Annotated in this window: 18 protein-coding genes; 10 read left to right on the top strand and 8 right to left on the bottom strand. The window is 54.7% G+C overall.

Annotated elements, in window-relative coordinates; all coding sequences use genetic code 11:
- Window positions 1-1,404 (top strand): L-glutamate gamma-semialdehyde dehydrogenase, encoded by a 1,404-nt coding sequence (locus tag OEW58_05570; protein MDH5300816.1) that lies wholly within the window; start codon window positions 1-3, stop codon window positions 1,402-1,404.
- Here OEW58_05570 and OEW58_05565 read toward each other — a convergent pair.
- On the bottom strand, window positions 1,401-1,778 hold the full coding sequence (locus tag OEW58_05565) for a VOC family protein (GenBank protein MDH5300815.1): 378 nt from the start codon (window positions 1,776-1,778) through the stop codon (window positions 1,401-1,403). The genes OEW58_05570 and OEW58_05565 overlap by 4 nt on opposite strands.
- Before the next feature lie 14 nt (window positions 1,779-1,792).
- On the opposite strand from OEW58_05565, the gene OEW58_05560 reads away from it, so the two are divergent.
- The 4 genes from OEW58_05560 (at window position 1,793) to OEW58_05545 (ending at window position 5,843) form a co-directional block, all read left to right on the top strand.
- Window positions 1,793-3,217: an FGGY family carbohydrate kinase gene (locus OEW58_05560; protein MDH5300814.1), complete on the top strand. Its 1,425-nt coding sequence runs from the start codon at window positions 1,793-1,795 to the stop codon at window positions 3,215-3,217.
- Window positions 3,218-3,426: 209 nt separating this feature from the next.
- The gene (locus OEW58_05555) at window positions 3,427-4,377 is read left to right on the top strand and encodes a hypothetical protein (protein MDH5300813.1); all 951 of its coding nucleotides are present in this window, start codon (window positions 3,427-3,429) and stop codon (window positions 4,375-4,377) included.
- 247 nt (window positions 4,378-4,624) lie between these two features.
- Window positions 4,625-5,158, top strand: coding sequence for an ankyrin repeat domain-containing protein (locus OEW58_05550; protein MDH5300812.1), 534 nt, complete (start codon window positions 4,625-4,627; stop codon window positions 5,156-5,158).
- A 25-nt stretch (window positions 5,159-5,183) separates the two neighbouring features.
- Entirely contained in the window at window positions 5,184-5,843 is a 660-nt protein-coding gene (locus tag OEW58_05545) for a hypothetical protein (protein ID MDH5300811.1), read from the top strand.
- Window positions 5,844-5,883: 40 nt separating this feature from the next.
- Here the strand turns inward: OEW58_05545 and OEW58_05540 are convergent, their stop codons facing one another.
- Complete coding sequence (locus OEW58_05540; protein MDH5300810.1) at window positions 5,884-6,291, bottom strand: secondary thiamine-phosphate synthase enzyme YjbQ; 408 nt, start codon at window positions 6,289-6,291, stop codon at window positions 5,884-5,886.
- 1 nt (window position 6,292) lies between these two features.
- Entirely contained in the window at window positions 6,293-7,024 is a 732-nt protein-coding gene (locus OEW58_05535; protein MDH5300809.1) for an ankyrin repeat domain-containing protein, read from the bottom strand.
- A 194-nt stretch (window positions 7,025-7,218) separates the two neighbouring features.
- Here OEW58_05535 and OEW58_05530 point away from each other — a divergent pair, with 194 nt between their 5' ends.
- The gene (locus tag OEW58_05530) at window positions 7,219-7,686 is read left to right on the top strand and encodes an HU family DNA-binding protein (protein MDH5300808.1); all 468 of its coding nucleotides are present in this window, start codon (window positions 7,219-7,221) and stop codon (window positions 7,684-7,686) included.
- A gap of 55 nt (window positions 7,687-7,741) precedes the next feature.
- Here the strand turns inward: OEW58_05530 and OEW58_05525 are convergent, their stop codons facing one another.
- Genes OEW58_05525 through OEW58_05515 form a run of 3 tightly spaced genes read right to left on the bottom strand, consistent with a single transcriptional unit; the run spans window position 7,742 to window position 12,597 of the window.
- Window positions 7,742-8,947, bottom strand: a complete 1,206-nt coding sequence (locus OEW58_05525) for a sensor domain-containing diguanylate cyclase (protein MDH5300807.1) — start codon at window positions 8,945-8,947, stop codon at window positions 7,742-7,744.
- A 49-nt stretch (window positions 8,948-8,996) separates the two neighbouring features.
- On the bottom strand, window positions 8,997-12,011 hold the full coding sequence (locus OEW58_05520; protein MDH5300806.1) for a hypothetical protein: 3,015 nt from the start codon (window positions 12,009-12,011) through the stop codon (window positions 8,997-8,999).
- 19 nt (window positions 12,012-12,030) lie between these two features.
- The gene (locus OEW58_05515; GenBank protein ID MDH5300805.1) at window positions 12,031-12,597 is read right to left on the bottom strand and encodes a hypothetical protein; all 567 of its coding nucleotides are present in this window, start codon (window positions 12,595-12,597) and stop codon (window positions 12,031-12,033) included.
- Between the two features lie 200 nt (window positions 12,598-12,797).
- Here OEW58_05515 and zapE point away from each other — a divergent pair, with 200 nt between their 5' ends.
- The 4 genes from zapE to OEW58_05495 all read left to right on the top strand — a co-directional run bounded on the left by zapE (window position 12,798) and on the right by OEW58_05495 (window position 15,553).
- Window positions 12,798-13,892, top strand: coding sequence for a cell division protein ZapE (zapE, locus tag OEW58_05510; protein MDH5300804.1), 1,095 nt, complete (start codon window positions 12,798-12,800; stop codon window positions 13,890-13,892).
- A 20-nt stretch (window positions 13,893-13,912) separates the two neighbouring features.
- Window positions 13,913-14,200: a hypothetical protein gene (locus OEW58_05505; protein ID MDH5300803.1), complete on the top strand. Its 288-nt coding sequence runs from the start codon at window positions 13,913-13,915 to the stop codon at window positions 14,198-14,200.
- A gap of 311 nt (window positions 14,201-14,511) precedes the next feature.
- On the top strand, window positions 14,512-15,045 hold the full coding sequence (locus OEW58_05500) for an N-acetylmuramidase (GenBank protein ID MDH5300802.1): 534 nt from the start codon (window positions 14,512-14,514) through the stop codon (window positions 15,043-15,045).
- A 1-nt stretch (window position 15,046) separates the two neighbouring features.
- Window positions 15,047-15,553, top strand: coding sequence for a hypothetical protein (locus tag OEW58_05495; GenBank protein MDH5300801.1), 507 nt, complete (start codon window positions 15,047-15,049; stop codon window positions 15,551-15,553).
- A gap of 42 nt (window positions 15,554-15,595) precedes the next feature.
- On the opposite strand, the gene OEW58_05490 is transcribed toward OEW58_05495, so the two are convergent.
- Both OEW58_05490 and OEW58_05485 read right to left on the bottom strand, forming a co-directional pair.
- The gene (locus OEW58_05490) at window positions 15,596-16,630 is read right to left on the bottom strand and encodes a phosphatidylglycerol lysyltransferase domain-containing protein (GenBank protein MDH5300800.1); all 1,035 of its coding nucleotides are present in this window, start codon (window positions 16,628-16,630) and stop codon (window positions 15,596-15,598) included.
- Between the two features lie 137 nt (window positions 16,631-16,767).
- Window positions 16,768-17,967 (bottom strand): trans-2-enoyl-CoA reductase family protein, encoded by a 1,200-nt coding sequence (locus OEW58_05485; GenBank protein ID MDH5300799.1) that lies wholly within the window; start codon window positions 17,965-17,967, stop codon window positions 16,768-16,770.
- Window positions 17,968-18,131: the final 164 nt, after the last annotated feature.

The raw sequence follows: 18,131 nt of genomic DNA, 5'->3' as shown, positions 1-18,131 counted from the left end.
GTGGTTGGCGAAATCCGCGAAGTGGCGGCAGCGCAAATTTCGGCGCTGATTGATGAATTGCAGCAAGGCTATGAACACTGGAGTATGGTGCCTGCCAACGAACGGGCTGATATTTTGCGACGCGCGGCGGACTTGTATCAGCAGCATTCGCCGCAATTGGCCGCGCTGATTGTCGCCGAAGGTGGCCGCACCCTGAGTGATGCGCTGAGTGAAGTGCGTGAGGCGATCGATTTTGCACGCTATTACGCGACGCAGTTTGAAACCATGTTCGGCAAAGAGCATCCGCTGCCAGGGCCGACTGGAGAAGAAAACAAGTTGCGCTATCACGGTCGCGGTATGTTTTTGTGCATTAGTCCGTGGAATTTCCCGGTGGCGATTTTTTCCGGGCAAGTGATGGCCGCGCTGGTGACGGGGAATTCGGTGTTGGCCAAACCTGCGCGACAAACCCCATTGTGTGCTGCGTATTGCGTGGATTTATTGCATCAGGCCGGTGTGCCCAAATCGGCATTGCGATTGGTGCCGGGACCGGGACGAATGTTAGGTGAAAGTGTGCTGGCGCATTCGGCCTTGGCCGGAGTGGTGTTTACCGGTTCGACGGACACGGCGCGTTACATCAATCGACAACTGGCGGCGCGTGATGGGGCGATTGTACCGTTTATCGCTGAAACCGGTGGCTTGAACACCATGTTGGTGGATAGTTCGGCCTTGCCTGAACAAGTGGTGAGCGACGCGATGCTGTCGGCGTTCAACAGTGCGGGACAGCGTTGTTCGGCGCTGCGGGTGCTGATGCTGCAGCGGGAAATTGCCCCCCGGGTGATTGAGTTGCTCAAAGGCGCGATGCAGGAATTGCGCTTGGGATTGCCGAATTTGTTGTCCACCGACGTGGGGCCGGTAATTGATGCGGCAGCGGCGGCCACTCTGCAGGCACATGTGCAGCGCATGGAGTCCGAAGCGGAGCTGATCGCGCGCTTGTCCGTGCCGGCGGAATTGGCCGGCGGCAGTTATTTCCCGCCGCAGGTGTATCGCATTCGGCAGTTGTCCGAATTGACCGAGGAAACTTTTGGGCCGGTGTTGCATATTCTCGAATATGAGGCGAGCGAGTTGCCGGAATTGGTGCGGCAGATCAACGCCAGTGGTTATGGCCTGACGATGGGGATTCACTCACGGGTGGATGAAAATATTCGCTACATCCAGAATCACGCGCGGGTAGGCAATGTTTACGTGAATCGCAACATGATTGGCGCGGTGGTCGGTGTTCAGCCGTTCGGTGGTGAGGGCTTGTCCGGCACTGGTCCCAAGGCGGGTGGGCCAAATTATTTGTTCCGGTTTTGCAGCGAACAAACGCTCACCAATAACACGGCGGCGATTGGCGGCAATGCCCAGTTACTCGGCGGCATGGATTAGCGGCCGAATTCGATGAACTCCAGGGCATTACCGTCCGGGTCGCGACAAAACAGCGCGCGGCGACCGGATTTGCTCAGGGTGTAGGTGATGCCGGCGGCATCCAGGCGGCTGATCAGGGTGTCCAGTTGGGCTAGGCCTATGGCCGTGTGACGATCACGTCCGCCATGACTGGGGCGGCCATCCACCGGATCGGGGTTGGGCAGTTCCAGCAGATGAATTTGCTGTGGGCCGATGTTCAGCCAGGCTCCGGGATAACCCAGCGATGGCCGCTGTGGATCAAGCTCCAGTTGCAGCACCTCGCAATAAAACTGCAGTGCCCGGTCAGTGCTGGCGACGATCAAGCTGCTGTGTAGAATTCCAGAATATTCAATCATGTGAGGTTCTTAGTGTGGCGGTGAGCAAGGATGATCAAGCACTCTATCTTGCCATTGATCAGGGTGGCCATGCCAGTCGTGCGCTGGTGTTTGATGCTCGCGGCCACTGTTATGCGCAGGCCGAGGTGGCCATCGCGACCCATGCGCCGGTACCTTCGCAGGTTGAGCATTCACCCGCAGAGATGGTGGCTTCGGTGCGCGCGGCCTGTGAGCAGGTATTGCTGCAGTTGGGTGAGGCGGCGGCGCGAGTGCGGGCGGCAGGATTGGCGACGCAGCGTTCAAGCATGGTGTGCTGGGATAGACGCACTGGGCAGACATTGACGCCAGTGATTAGCTGGCAGGATACGCGGGCCGAGGAATTTGTTGCCACCCTGAGTGCTCAGACCGAGATGATGCGGCAAAAAACCGGATTGTTCGCCAATGCGCACTATGGTGCCAGCAAAATGAGCTGGTGCTTGCAGCATCTTCCTGCGGTGGCGCAGGCGGCCGAGCGTGGCGACCTAGTGATGGGGCCGCTGGCGAGTTATTTGTTGTTTGCATTGCTCGAGGAGCGGCCTCTGCTGGCTGATCCTGCCAATGCGCAGCGAACCCTGTTGATGGATGTGCAGGTGCAGCGCTGGGACGATGAGTTGTTGTCTTTGTTTGGCTTAAATCGGGCGTGGCTGCCAACATTGGTGGATTGTCGGTTCGACTTTGGGCATCTGCAGCTGGGCCAGTGGCGGATTCCACTGACGGTTTGTACTGGTGATCAATCGGCGGCACTGTTCGCCGAGGGGGCACCGCAGTCGGATTGCTGGTATGCCAATCTGGGAACCGGCGGTTTTGTGCAGCGCTTGTGTGACGATGCGCAGTTTGCACCGCGGCATTTGCACAGCGTGGTCTACAGTGATGGTGCGCAACGTTGGCGCGTGCTGGAAGGGACGGTCAATGGTGCTGCCAGGGCGCTCGACTGGCTGGCGCAGCAGCATCCGGGGGTAGACTGGCGCAATCAACTGGAAGGCTGGCTGCAGGTGTACACCGAGCCAGGGTTGTTTGTGAATCAGGTGTCCGGCCTGGGTTCGCCATTCTGGCGGGCGCAAGGACGCAGTTATTTTCAGGGCGCGGCCACGATCCCGCAGCAATTTGTGGCAGTGCTGGAGAGTATTGTTTTTTTGCTGAACCACAACATGCACGGCATGGTTGGGCAATCGACGCCCGGACGGGTGTTACTGAGTGGCGGCTTGGCGCGCTCCGATGGCTTGTGTCAACGCCTGGCGGACCTTGCCCAACTGCCGGTTCATCGCCTGCATCAGCATGAGGCGACGGCACGCGGCTTGGCATATCTGTTGGCTGGTTTGCCCGAATTCTCCTGGCAAACATCAAATTTTGATTTCTTTTCTCCTCGCAAAAATGATATTTTTCGCGCCGGATACTCGCGCTTTCTCGCACAAATCCAGTAAACGAGTTAGACCAAGTTAACATTTCCATAGAGGTTGTGGTAAATTTTGACCACGACGGCAGGGTTTCGCGGTCAATGCACATTCCCTTAAAGGAAACCTAAGATTAAACCAGTACTGTGAGCGGCATATTTATCCGCAGCTGCCGTGCTGAGATCATTCGGGATATGGACAGGGAACGTTGGGATTGGTTTGATTTGAGGATGATTTTAATGAATTTTATGCCAAATTGGATGAAGAAAACTGTGTTCGTAGCTGCTGCGCTGTGTGTGTCGAGCGCAGCCAGTGCCGAAGTGTTTTTACACGATGATTTCAATAACGGCGATCCGTACATTGCGAGTTCAGCGGCTGGTGTGGTTGTCCCGTACTATTGGCAAAGATATTCGTCTTCGGCATTTCCCAGTGAACAACCTACGGTGACTGAAGCGAATGGGCGATTGAATATTGAGTTGCCAGCAGGTGTTTTTGGTGGCGGCGGTATCATGCTAAATCGGGTGTTGAGTGGTAACACGGCGAATCCTGAGGCTGTAGGTTTGTGGCGCTACGGCGGGAACTATCCGCTGGCGTCTGGCGATACGTTGCGTAATACGCTGGATCCTCGCATGCATTTTCTGGATAACAAAACCCAGGTTTCCATGCCCAGTCGCTATATCCGCGTCAAAGGTATAGAAAGTTCCGGTAACTCATACGACTATGAACGCGGCTTCAAGGTTGAGTTGTATGCCAACTCCCAGCGCCGGCATTTGGCCAGTTACCTGCGCTTCGAATTTGTTGCGAACCGCGAATTGCGCGTGCTGCGCTTTAACAATAATGGCTCAAGCAAGCTCCTTATGACGTCGTTCCTGCCCAATGTGCCTAGCGCCGTTGAAGTGATGGTTGACGAGACTGAATACCGTATTACCGCATACTACGAATTTCCCGTGGTACCAGGTCAACCCGCGTCGTTGCGTTCGGGTCTGACAGTGTTCAGTGGCGACCATGGTATTAACAAAAGCGTTTGGGTTGCGGACATGCTGTACGGTGTAGAGACAAGCAACGTCGATCCGCGTGGTATGACTTACGGTATTTCACCGTTTGCGTACGACCATGAAATATCCAATATCAGCATCGACAGCATTACCTTGGGCGACAGACCTGACACCGCAGGTAATCTTGGTTTCTAATTTTTACGGTTGGTAAATGGCTAACCCCGGGTATGGGGCAACGCGCCAAATGGCGGCATCTTTGGGAGGGGATGGTTGTCCGTAAAGCGTACCCGGGGCTTTGCCTTAGTAATTGTTCCGCATGAAAAACCACGCTCGATTATAGGAAGTGTGGGTGATAATGTTCCCGTTGTGCCCAGCGTGTCCGAACGCTAATATGCGTTGAGCGGTGCGTGAGGCCTGTCAATTTCAGTTCTGTAGTGATGGCATGAAACGAATTATTTTGCTGGTTTTCGCCGTGGTTCTGGTGGGCTGTGACGGCAATTCTGAATTTTTGAGCGCAGTCGCCAAAGGTGAAAATGAACTAGCCAAAGGCTATGTTGCCAATGGTCAGGACGTTAATCAAACCAACCGTTATGGCTGGACGGCGCTGATGTACGCTGCCCGCAGTGGTGATGTTGCCATGATTGAGTACCTTGCCAGCAAGGGAGCCAGTTTGGATGCAACCGATCACGCGGGCTGGACAGCGATGACCCGTGCAGCGAAAGAAGGGCACGCGGCAGCGGTTGAACGCTTGCTGGACCTGGGGGCGAACAAAGAATTGGCGACGGACACGGGTTGGACGCCATTGCTTTGGGCGACGCTGCAAGGACACACCGAGGTTGTGCGTCTGTTGGTTAAGCGAGGCGCTAACTTGCAGGCAAAGACTGAGGATGGTCGAGTGCCGTTGGTGATTGCGATTACTGAAGAACACAACGAGATATTACAAATATTACAAGATGCTGGCGCCAAGGCTTGGTAGTTGGCACGAATGAGGGGGGATGGGAATGACCCGGTGTTCCATGCGAGTGCAGGTGATGCTGGCGCTGCTGTCTGGTGTGTTGTTGGTGGGATGTGGTAGCCAGAGTAGCCGGCCTGGCACGGACTACACGGTACGCGGCAATGTTAGCGCCTATGTCGAAGACGATTCCCGTGTGTTTAAAGAAAAGCCGATATTTCAGCCCTTGATGGAAGATGGTATTCACGATCCTGAAGGACAGGAAATTTCCTCTTTGCAGGAGCCAGCGGCGGCGATGCAAGATTTTCCGGTCGATCGTCGTGGTATGGTGAACTGGGCGAAGGCGATTGATGAGGGTTTGATCGCGCCGCGCGCCACTCGCACTGGTGATGGGGAGATGCAAGTGATGGATATGGATATCCTGCTGAAGAACACGGCGGAGATGCCGTGGGTCCGTTTCCCGCATTTGGCGCACACGCGCTGGTTGGATTGCTCAAATTGTCATCCCGCGATTTTTGTGCCGCAAAAAGGGGCGAATAAAATCAATATGGATGCGATTCTGTCTGGCGAATATTGTGGCCGTTGCCATGACAAGGTTGCGTTTGCGTTGTGGACTTGCGAGCGTTGTCACAGCGTGCCACATTCGGGTTCGCCGCCGGCGTGGTGGCGAAACAGCGATAATCCTATGCCGGTGCAACGGGGGCAGTAACTCTCGATCGGTAGAAAAAAGCCTGCAAATGCAGGCTTTTTTATGCGCCGACGTGGACGACGATTTCGCGAGCGCTGGCCATGTGTCGATGTTCCCAGAGATAAATACCCTGCCAGGTTCCCAATGCCAGTTGGCCATGTATTATCGGGATGCCCAGTGACACCTGGGTAAGCACTGATTTGATATGCGCAGGCATGTCGTCCGAGCCTTCCAGCGTGTGGGTGTATAGCGGATCATCTTCTGCCACCAGCCGGTTCAGCCAGCGTTCCAAATCGTGCTTTGCCGAAGGATCCGCATTTTCCTGGATGATCAGGCTGGCGGAGGTATGGCGCACAAAAACAGTACACAGTCCCTCGCTCACGTCAGCGTCGTTAACCAGCTTTTCGATTTGCGGGGTAATGTTGAGCAGACCTTGCTTGCCGACCTTGATGTGTAAGGTATGGATCATGTCAGCCGCTGGTTTTGGCTGACTTGATCAGTGTGGCGATCTCGCTGAGTTCTTCTTCCTCGGCGATTTCAAGCGCTGTTTTGCCTTCATCGTCACGGGCAGTGACATCAGCACCTTTATCCAGCAGGAATTTCACCGCGTGCGCGTGGCCAAAGCGCGTGGCAGCAATCAATGCGGTCCGCTTGTTTTTGCCACGGGCATTGATGTCTACGCCATAATCGAGTAATTGCTTGAGCAGTTCATTGCGTCCCAAGCCCGCGCTGATTAAAAACGCGTACTCCACGGTAGCTTTGTTAAGTTTGGTCTTGCCCGCCAGCAGTGCGCGAGTGGCATCATCGTGGCCAAAAAATACCGAGTTGGTTAATGCCGAGGCATCGTAGCGATTGGTGACGTTGGGGTCGGCACCTTTGTCCAGCAGTACCTTGATGGCGTCAGCATGGCCGTTGGCCGCAGCAAACATTAAGGGTGTCATGCCATCAATGTCTTGCAGATTAGCTTGCGCGTTGCGTTTTAGCAGGGCCGCAATAGTGTCGCTGTGGCCGGCTTCGGCGGCAAGCATCAATGCGGTTTTGCCGTATTTATTGGCTTCGTCGACGTTGGCGCCCTGATCCAGCAATACGTCTACACGATCGGCTTGACCACGAGCGGCGGCCAGTTGCAGCTCGGTGTAGGAATCTCCCGTGCAGCCTGAAACGGCAAGGGCGAAAAGCAGAACAAAGATAAAATGTTTCATTGTGCGCATGTTTTTTGTAGCGGATGGAACGGGCATTTTAGCCTGTGTTGTGTGTTTACGCGACGTTTACATGGCAGGATGAGTAAAACCGTAAAAATTAGCGCAAAAAGAGAAAATGTCTTAACAAACATTCAAATTTCGGTATATATTTTCACGGTGAATAGTTTAATGCCCTAATTTAGGAGTAGATATCCATGGCAGCCAAGAAAAAGGCCACTAAAAAGAAAGCAGCAGCAAAGAAAGTTGTTGCCAAGAAGACGGTAGCGAAAAAAGCTTCCTCCAAAGCCAGCGCCGTGGCAAAAACGGCTGCGAAGAAAGTTACAGCGCCGCTGAAAAAGTCTGAAACCTCGCCCATCAAGGATGTTATGAGCAAGGCTAGCTTGTTTACCCACCTGTCTGAAGTGACTGGGGTGAGCAAGAAGGACGTAGTCGCTATTTTTAACGAATTGACTGTGGTTATTGAACGTCACGTTAAGAAGAATTCCGCAGAAGAGTTCAAATTGCCTGGTCTGCTGAAGATCAAGGTAATTAACAAGCCTGCGCGCAAAGCACGTAAGGGTATTAATCCTTTCACTGGCGAAGAAGTCATGTTCAAAGCCAAGCCAAAGAGCCGCGCTGTTAAGGTGCAGGCACTGAAGAGCCTGAAGGGAATGGTGGCATAAGATCAGTCGCCGAGAAATTTGGGTAAATAAAAAAGGGCGCTTTTAGCGCCCTTTTTTATTCCATGACATCAGCGGCAGCCTGGGCAAACTGGCGACAAATGACGCGGTTGCGCCCTTGGTGCTTGGCGTCGTACAGGCAGGCATCGGCCTGCGCCAGGAGTTGAGCGGCTATTTTGTCCGCAGTCATGGGCGAATTTTCATTACATTGCGTGGCGGCGATGCCAATGGAAATGGTGACATGCAGTGATTGCTGCGATTTGATCGCATAGCGTGTGCTGGCAATAGCCTTGCGCACACGTTCTGCAATTTCCACGGCTTTTTCCAGGGGGGTGTCGACCAGTAGTGCCGAAAACTCTTCGCCACCATAGCGGCCCAGCACATCACTGGTGCGCAGTTGGGTGCGAATGATGTTGGCAACTTCTTTTAGCACGATGTCGCCGGCATGATGACCATAGCTGTCGTTGATTTGCTTGAAATGATCCACATCAAAGAACAGGACGCACAGTGGGTGCTTTTTACGGCTGGCGGCGCTGCTCTCTTCCTGTAGGCGCTGATCAAAAAAACGGCGATTATTGACGCCAGTCAACACGTCGGTCAGGCCGACCTGTTTTAATCGCTCGGCGGTGGCGACGTTGTGCAGGCACACCGCAACAATATTGGCCAGCCGCTGCAAAAAATCCGTGCCGCTGCCGGAGGTGAAGCGTTCTTCGCTGCTGCTGCCCAGCTGCAGGCTGCCGATGATCTGGCCATTACGAATCATTGGCAGCATCGCGACGCTGCGAAGCGTCATTGAACTGGGAACGAACAGCCCTTCGTGCAGATCGCGACGATACGGGCCTAGCAGCGGTAAAAAGTTATGCCGGTAAATCGCGGTTAAATCGCGCTGCTCTTCAGTGAAGATTAAACCGGGGTGAGTTAGTAGTTCCGCATGCTCGGTCTCGATAATGCGGCGCAATTCGTATTCCGGGTCATGCAGTTTGATGCTGACCTGTTCCAGTTTGGAGGTATGGCGGTAGTCGTTGAGCACCAGCTGCAGCAATTGGTGCAGCGAGCCGCACTCGATCAGTTGCAATTCCAGTTGTTGGAATCGACGCAGCTTTTCTTCATTTTGCCGGGCTTTGGCAATGAAGGATTTGAGCTGTCGGCTAAGACGCTGGTTTTCAAACTGCAGCTCGCGAAGATTGCTGGTGGTTTGCAAGCCGGCGGAAAACGCTGGGGTAGAGTCGTCGGAGAACCCAAAGTTTTTTTTCACAGCGGTCATACGGCGCACCCATCTGCTGGTTTGTTAACCTAATGCAGATGGCGTGCCGTTATTTTGGCGCCTGACCGCTAAATTCCTGTTGTTTCATCACGTTCTTTAAATCATCTAAAGTGAACTTTTGCTTTTTGGCCTTGGGGATGCTGACCTTGAAGGCGTTGTGCAGCCATTGCTGTTCGCCGTTGTTTTGCTGCAGCAGCAAGTGATAGCTGCCCAGCGGCAGATCATTGGGTAGCGACAGGGTGATTTGTGTGCCGTGCTGCTGTTGCTGGATGTTGGACAGCAGCTGGGCGGACGTGATGATGGGCTCGCCGGCGAAAAAAATGGCGTCCTTGGTCAGTGCAATGCGACTGAGGTCGTGAGTGCTGGGGTAAAGCGTTTCCAGTTGCAGGCTGGTGGCGTCCAATCGCAGGAGACCCTGGTCCTGGATGGCGGCGTACAGCACGTTGTCGCGCAGTTGCAGGTCCTGCAGGTTGCCTTGATAGCGCAATTCGCCATCGGCGACATACTGGTTATCGCGGCGGCTGAAACGCTGAATGCCAAATTTTTGGCTGACGACGAACAGTTGTTTGCCCCAGGCGCGCACGATTTTTGGCTGATTGACGCGGATGATTTGGTTTGGTGTCAAATTGGTCAGATTTTTGACATCAAAAATGGCGACTTGGTCGTTGTCAGAAGCTACGAACAAATGCTGCTGCTCCAGCCAGAGATCGCGTACCTGCAGATTCAAGCTGCGCAGCAAACGTGGTTGTGTGCGACGACTGATGTCGATAATGCGCAGCACGCCGGATTGTTCGGCAACGAAGGCGGTATTGCCCGCGAGCACGATCCGGTCGGCGCTGCCCTGCAGTGGCAGATGGCCGATCCAGTGGCTCTGGAACGGATTGCTGATGTCGATACTGACCAGTCCGCCATCGCCGGCGGCGACAAATGCCGTCTCGCCTTGCAGCGCCACGTCGCGGGCATCGCCGGCCAGATCAACCCCCGTTGCCCAAACCGGGTTGAGCACGTTGGTGGCGTCAAACACCTGCAGGCCACGTGAGCCGCTGGCGGCGAAGGCAAAGTTGTCTTTGAGGGCCAGGGCGCGGATTTGGCCGCCTGCCTGGTACTGGTCGACTTCAATCGGTGCCGTTTCGTCACTGATGTCGATGCTGCGCACGCCGCCCCACCAGTCCATAACGAAAATCGAGTCATTCTTTACGCTAAGTCCCCAGCTGGCGCCGACGGTGTCGTAGCGGCTGATGATGCTTGGGCGCCCAGGATTCTTGATATCGATGATGTGTACGCCCGCCTCCCATGAGGCCAGGTAGAGGCGATCGCCCACCAGTTCAATGCCACGGGCATTGCCGGGGGTGGCCAGTTTGCTGATCAGGCGCGGTTGGGAGGGGTTGTGCAGATCCAGAATGTGCAGGCCCTGGTCAAAAAAGGCGACGTAGGCAATGTTGTCGCGGATGACGATGTCTTCGGCAAATCCTTTGGGATCGTACACGCCTTTCAAACCGGGATTGGCAGGATCACTGACATCAAAAATCAGAATGCCGCTGTTGTCGTCGGCCACGTAGGCGAGGTTGTCCTTGAGCGCCACGGCCCAGGCTTTGGCGGGCGTGTTGACGGTGCCGACCAATTTCGGATGGCGAATGTCGGCGACGTTGAGAATATGAAAGCCACCGTAATGCGCCGCCAGGTAGAGCAAATCGCCGCGCAGTTTCATGGTGTAGGCCAAGCCGTCCAGCGGCAGATGTGAAATCAGTTTGGGATGGCGCGGGTTACTCACGTCGATGAACTGCATGCCCTTGTCATCGTCGGCCACGTAGGCGATGCCGTCGCGCACCAGCACGCCCTTGGGTGAGCCCGGCGTCTTGAAACTGGAAACCAGACTCAGCCGATGCGGCACGCTGATGTCATAAATGTGCAGGCCGGAGAACCAGTCGGCCACGTACAGCAAGTCGTCCTGAATAAACGAGCGGCGGCTGCCGCCCAGATTGACGCCTAGGTTGCTGATTGCCGGGGTGCTTTCGGCAGAAAAATCGATAATCAGCAGCTCGCTGTCGGTAAGCACGTGGGCCAGACCTTGCTCCAGGGCGATGGAGCGCGGCGGTGCGGGCAGGCGAAAATCAGACAGCAGCAGCGGTGTTTCCGGGCGGGTGATGTCGAACAGCGATAACACGCCGCGATCATCGGCCACCAGGACGCGGTTGTTGAGCTTGCTGACCTGGCTGATGCTGCCCAGTTTGTTGTAGCTGCCGGCCCATTGCAGTTTTTGCTGGTTATCGCGGCGCAGCAGCGTCAGGCCGGTACGGCCATCGGCGACGGCGATGGGCCATTGCTGACCGGACAACTGAAAGCTTTGCGCATTGGAGCGATACTGGCCCTGCAGTTTGAGTTGTTGACCATGGCGCTGAAAATCCAGCAGGCCCTGTTGAGGGTCCAATACCAGACAGCCTTCGGGGGCGGCGCTGAGTGAGACGTCGGCGCGCTCAAGCGGCGTTTGTGCCTGGATGGCTTGTGGCAAACCATTTTCCAGCGGAATGTACAGCAGGGTTTTGCCTTGCAGTGCGCACAGATGGTCGGTTGTGCTGGCCAGGGTCTGTACCGGGGCGGACAGACGCAGCTCGCCAAGTTTGCGTACATCAAGGGGCTCGGAGGCGTCCACCACGGTGATTGCCGGGTGGGCGTCGCTCAGATAGATGAGTTGTTCCTGGCTGCTGATGGCCAGAATCGGCTGTTCGGTGTGGAATTCGCTGATGAACTCCAGTCCTTGTGCGCCTTCCGCATAACCGTTGATTTGTGTGCCGCTGTTAACCCAGCTCATGCCGTATTGGCTGATGACCTGGCTGCCTTGTGCCGGGACACGTTGCTGGATGTACGGATCGCCGGGCAGCAGTGCTAGTTGACTGCCGGCAGGCCAGCGATCGAGTTTGATGTTGACCTGTTGAGCGTGGCGCACCAGAACCTGGCTGGGCTCGACGCTTTCAACCTGGAGGCGGGCGGCGGGGGCGGTACTACAGGCATTAAGCAGACCCAGGGCCAGTAGCGACCCTGGGAGAAAAACAGGCAGTTTATTCACGAGCAATCACATCTTTCAGTTATTTCAAAACGTCCGCAATTGGATCTCTCGGCGCAGACTTTGCGGGAGCGGGTGTGGGTGGAATGTATAGTGGCTGTGCCTGGGTGAGCTCGCCAGCAGCGGTCATTACCCGTGCCATACTTTTCGCTTCGGTTTCGCCAATGGATTCGGGTACATAATAAAAACCACGCCATTCTTCCTGAAAAGCCTTGGTGTGGATGTAATAGGATTCACCGGCGACAAAATCAAACGGCCGGGCGCGCCAGACTTCTACCGGTGCAGGGTTGGTGGTTAAGCTGGTTCGGGAGAAAATCACGATATCGTATTGGCCGGGTTTGAGGCGAATCAGGCTGTATTCACCCTGCGCCAGTGACAGCAGCGGCTGTTTGCCGATTTCGATGCGAAGATTGTCGTCGGCGACGCCACGGCTGCGTTCGGGAATCTCGCGTAAAAAATATACCTTGGCGTGGCTGGCTTGTTCGGAATTGATGATGGCTGGGTGGTTGGCGATCAATTTGGTGGTGGTGCTGCAGCCAGCCAATGTTAATACCAGCGACGCAAACAGCAAGGCGAGCGTGCTTCTCATGAGGATTCCCTCCATCTGGGCTTATCGTTTTTATTGTGCGTGTTAGTGTACCGCAAAGCTTGGTTTACGACACCCTTGGAGGAGGGCGTATTTGGTGACGAGTTTGAGTGGCCGGGCCGGCTGTGCTAAAAAGCGGCCACTTCAAGAAATAATCCCGCTCAGCCGACTAGGGGGACATGTTGGCCGCTACCGAAAATCCTATGTCACCGATGCAGCGCTACCAGTCTGATCTGGCCAGGGGCGACTTGACGCCCGATGCGGCGCAGTTGCGGGCAGTGCAGCGGCTGCAGGATTTGTATGAGCGTTTGCTGCAGCCACAGGAGGCGATGGGACTGTTAGGTCGGCTGATGGGAAAGCGGTCGGCCAAGGCGCCGGAGTGTGGACTGTATCTGTGGGGCGATACCGGGCGCGGTAAAACCTACCTGATGGACACATTTTTCGACGCATTGCCGTTTACGCAAAAGCGACGGGTGCATTTTCAGCATTTTATGAAAGACATTCATCAGGCGCTGAAGGATTTACCCAAAACGCCGGACCCGATGCCGCTGGTGGCGGCACAGGTGGCGGCGCAAATTCGCGTGCTGTGTCTGGACGAGTTTCAGGTGCTGGACATCACCGATGCCATGATACTTGCCGGCTTCCTGCAGGGATTGTTTGCCCAAGGGGTGACGTTGGTGACGACCTCGAACATTGCGCCGGACGACTTGTACCTCAACGGCTTGCAGCGCAGCCGGTTTGTGCCGGCCATCGGACTGCTGAAGCAGCACACCGAAACCGTGTTTCTGGACAGCGCCACCGACTATCGGTTGCAGTTGCTGGAAAAAGACGGAACCTATCATGTGCTGGGGTTTGATCAAGGTGATGAGCTGCTGTCGGCGGAGTTTGCCAAAGTGACCCAGCAGACCCCAGCGTCGGGAGTGATGACGGTGAACGGTCGGCAAATTCCGGTTCGTGGCTGTCATGGTGATGTCGTTTGGTTTGATTTTGCCGCGCTTTGTGATACACCTCGATCATCATTGGATTACATCGCCATTGCCCAGGAGTACCAGACCTTGCTACTGGGGCGGGTCCCGTCCATGCGGGGCGGGCGGGACGACGCAGCACAGCGTTTTATCCAGTTGGTGGATGCGCTGTATGATCACGGCGTGAAGCTGGTCGTGGTCGCAGAAAAAGCGCCGGATGAATTGTATGGTGAGGGACGCCTGGCGTTCCCGTTTCAACGAACCCAAAGCCGCTTGTTTGAAATGCGCAGTCATGAATACCTGGGGCGCAAACACGGCAAACAGAATGATTAATGAGATTGTAAGGAGCAAAAATGGCGTCAACTGTTGATGAACTCACCGTGGAATATGTTGAAGACGGTATTACCACGGTTAAGGAGCTGGATAAAAAGGTGCTGACCAAGGGCGCTTGGGCCACACTGATTTTCCGCTATCAGGATTGGGACCGCGCCAAAGAACAGTATGGTCCGGACAAGTACACCATTCGTCGCTATCAAAAACGCAATGGCGAGTACATGACAAAATCAAAATTCAATATTTCCAGCCGCGACCAGGCGGAGCAAATCATCAATGCTTTGCAGGAATGGATTAAAGCCGAGTAATAGCGGCTTGTATCCATGTCTAAAAAGCCGCGCATCAGCGCGGTTTTTTTTATGGTTATCAGATGGCGATTCGGGCAGCAACCCGCAGAGGATGGGCTAGAATTAAAATTGGCTAGCTTTTGATGTGTGGCCGCCAGTTGCGACGACGAGCGTATTGAATAAATTTTTTTAGTGGTGAAACAGTAGTTCTATAATGTGCGCAACGCTGCAAATCGAAGTGTAAGTCAGTGAGTGATCAAGGATGTGAAGATCATTTCTGCAGAGAGCAACGGCACATTGGGAAAGTTCACAAGCTAAACGAAGGAAATCATATGGCAGATTTTGGCAAGGCGTTTGAGCATACGTTGAAAATGGAAGGCGGTTATGTCTTTGATCCAGATGATCTGGGTGGCGAGACATACCGTGGTGTATCACGTCGCTATTTCCCCAAGTGGGAAGGCTGGGTGATGATCGACATGGCCAAAAACAAGGGAAATTTTCCCAACAGCCTGGGGGCGAATGACCCGCTGCAAAAAGCGGTCGAAAAATTTTACCACTTCAATTTTTGGGACCGCGTCATGGGGGACGAAATCGTTGACCAGGATGTAGCGGAAACCATTTTTGATTTTGCAGTGAATGCCGGAACCAAAATCTCGGCGCAATTGGCGCAGCAAGTGGCTGAAGCGACCGCTGATGGCGTGATTGGTCCAAAGAGCGTGGAAAAGATTAACGCCATGGACCCGGCCAAGTTTATTGCGATGTTCACGGTTGCCAAGATTGCGCGTTACGTTCACATATGTGAACAGCGAAATGAAAACAGAAAGTATTTCTTCGGATGGATAAAGCGTTCTTTGGAGGGGGTGTAACATGGCAAATTTGTTAAGCAACTTATTCAGCAAGGGCGCGGCAAATTTGGTGGATGCCGTAGGTACTGCGATTGACAAAAACGTCACCTCGGATGAAGAGCGTAAAGCGCTGGAAAATGAAGCGGCCAAAGCCAAAATGAACCACGACATGGAAATGCGTGCGTTGGGCATCAAGGAAACAGAGGCATATCTGGGGGATACCCAGAGCGCTCGGACAAATCAAACCCAGATTCAGGTGAGCGAGCATGCCAGCTGGTTGGCGAAAAATGTGCACTCATTGATGGCTATTGGCATCGTAGGTTTAACTTTTGGCATGTACGGCTGGATTATCAGTGCGCCAGCGGGGCATTTGGAGAGCAGTGGCGTGAAAGAGATTGTGATCTACATTCTCGGAGCGTTGACCACGATTTCCACCCAGGTGGCGGCATACTACTACGGCTCCAGCCAGGGCAGTGCGAAGAAAAGCGAAATTATGGACAGAATGTCGGCTCGCGCGACTGAGAAATAATTTTACTTCGCAAAAAACTAAGGGGCGTTTCGCCCCTTATTTCTAATACCGAACCCGTCTTAGTGCATAGCGCTCGCCGAACATGACCGGGCGATAGCTCATTTTCACTCGCTGTAAATTTTCCAGGCCCATATCGTCGCCGGCATTGATGTAGCGACAATCCGCCAGGCTGCGACAGAATTCGCGGAACAAATACTGCGCGGCAGCAGGGATGGAGAAATTGGTCTTCTCGAACAGGATGCTGGCCATGTCGGCGTTGATGCGCTCGCCGAAGGTAAAGCCTTCCAGTTTGTCGTTGACGATCAGGCACAGGCCGCTGAGATGGAGCGCGTCAAAATGTTCGAGCATGCGTTCGATGCCCTGACGTTCCAGCTCGGCAGAGGCAAGGAAATTCGCCAATGTGGTTCCGCTCAATGGCTGTAGGCGGTCGCGCAACCAGGTGTTGAGCAGATCACGAATACCGTCGTGATGATCGGCGCGCATGGGCTCCAGGCGATGCTCGGGGAACAGGCGCAAAAACTGATTAATCTCGCCACGCTTGCTCTTGTAGGCATTGCCTTTCAGCTCGATCAGGTCCGTGGTGTTGTAGATGTAATCAGGTGGCAGTTTTTCCAGCAGCCACTGGGCATCACCCTCCAGCAATTGGGCGAAATGCGCGCTGACGTACTCTACCTTGGACCAGCGGCGGCGGTGGTTATAAAAATCCATCAGGTCAAAACAGTGGGCCAGTGCCTGACGCTGGTTTTCGGGTTCGCCGATGGGCGGCAGCAGCATGGTCAGGTGGTCGCCGTTGAGACTGAACAGGCAAAAGCAATCGTTGAAAATCTGGTAGAAGCCGCTCATGCGGGTCATCCAGATGAAATTATTGGAAAAACTGAAATCGGCAAGGAGGCTGTCGGCCGAATTGACGTAGCGATCAAAAACAGCCTTGCTGTCTATGGTCAGTGGAATCAGTTTCTGGTCACCGATGCCAAGGTAGCATTCGGTTATGGGATAGTGTTCGTGGGCGGCGGGAATGGGCAACGGTGAAGCAACGATGGGACTTTGTAGGTCATCAAGCAAGTCAGATTCGGACATGGGTTTGGTTGCGCTCCTGCGCGTCAGAGTTAAACGGTCGAGCCGTTTATCGGCGGGTTTATAAAGCAAATTGAGGGAAAAGAGAAGATGGGGAAGGGGGGCGGCGGGCAATATATTTTGCCCGCCTGGGTACAGCCTTATTCGACAGTGACGGGGTGGAAATCGACGACGGGATTAACATCCGCATCATAATCAACGCCTTGTACACCAAAGCCGAACAATTTCAGGAACTCGTCTTTGTAGCCCTGATAGTCGGACAGCTGGAAGATGTTTTCCGAGGTGACCTGGGGCCAGATTTGTTTGACTGAACGCTGGATCTCCTCGCGCAATTCCCAGTCATCCATACGGATGCGCTGGCTGTCATCCAGGTCGGCGCCGCCGTCTTTGTAAATCTGGGTGCGGAACATGCGGTCGATTTGCTCCAGGCAACCTTCGTGAATGCCCTGAGTCTTCATCAGCTTGAAGCAGATGGCGATGTACAGCGGCATGACCGGAATCGCCGCCGAGGCTTGGGTGACGACGCTCTTGAGCACCGCGACATTGGCGCTGCCGTTCACCGGGGCTAACAGTTTACGCAGGGCACCAGCGGCACGGTCCATATCCTCTTTGGCTTTACCCAGAGCACCGTGCCAGTAGATCGGCCAGGTGATGTCAGTGCCGATGTAGCCGTAGGAGACGGTTTTAACGCCCTTGGCCAGCACGCCGGCGTCCAGCAGGGCTTTCATCCACAGTTCCCAGTCTTCGCCGCCCATAACGGTCACGGTGTTGGCGATTTCTTCTTCGCTGGCAGGTTCAATCACTGCGTCGATCATCACGTCCTTGCTGGTATCAACAGCGCGGGCGCGGTAGGTTTCGCCGATGGGTTTGAGGGCGGAGCGCACCAGTTCGCCGCTGTCTGGCAATCTGCGCACTGGGGAGGCCAGCGAATAGACCACCATGTCCACCTGGCCCAGATCCGCTTTGATCATTTCGATGACTTTGGCGCGCACTTCGTGCGAGAACGCGTCGCCGTTGACGCTCTTGGCGTACAGCCCAGCACCGTGTGCGAATTTTTCAAACGCGGCGGAGTTGTACCAGCCAGCAGTGCCGGGTTTGGTTTCGGTGGCGGGCTTTTCCAGAAACACGCCAATGGTGGCTGCGCCAGAGCCAAACGCGGCAGTCACACGCGAGGCCAAGCCATAGCCAGTCGAGGCGCCGATCACCAGCACCTTTTTTGGGCCGTTTTTAACCGGGCCGCCGGCCTTCACTTTGTCGATCTGTTCGGCCACATTCAGGGCACAGCCGGTGGGATGAGTGGTGGTGCAGATAAAACCACGGGTCTTGGGCTTGATGATCACAGCTAGTTTTTCCTCAAGAAAGTTATCAGGCACGGCCTGGGTTTAAGGGTCACTGTTGGGGATTATCGCAGAATATGCCGCAGGTTTCATCGATTGAGCGTGAATGCCAGGGCGGGTGCTGATTGGTGTAGCTAGTCGTTGCTGGGTGAGGGGTTGTCACCGGC

This window comes from Gammaproteobacteria bacterium, assembly GCA_029884425.1.
Classification (GTDB): Bacteria; Pseudomonadota; Gammaproteobacteria; order S012-40; family S012-40; genus JAOUHV01.
Note: the sequence above shows the minus strand (reverse complement) of the source record. Positions and strands in the feature narration are given on the sequence as shown.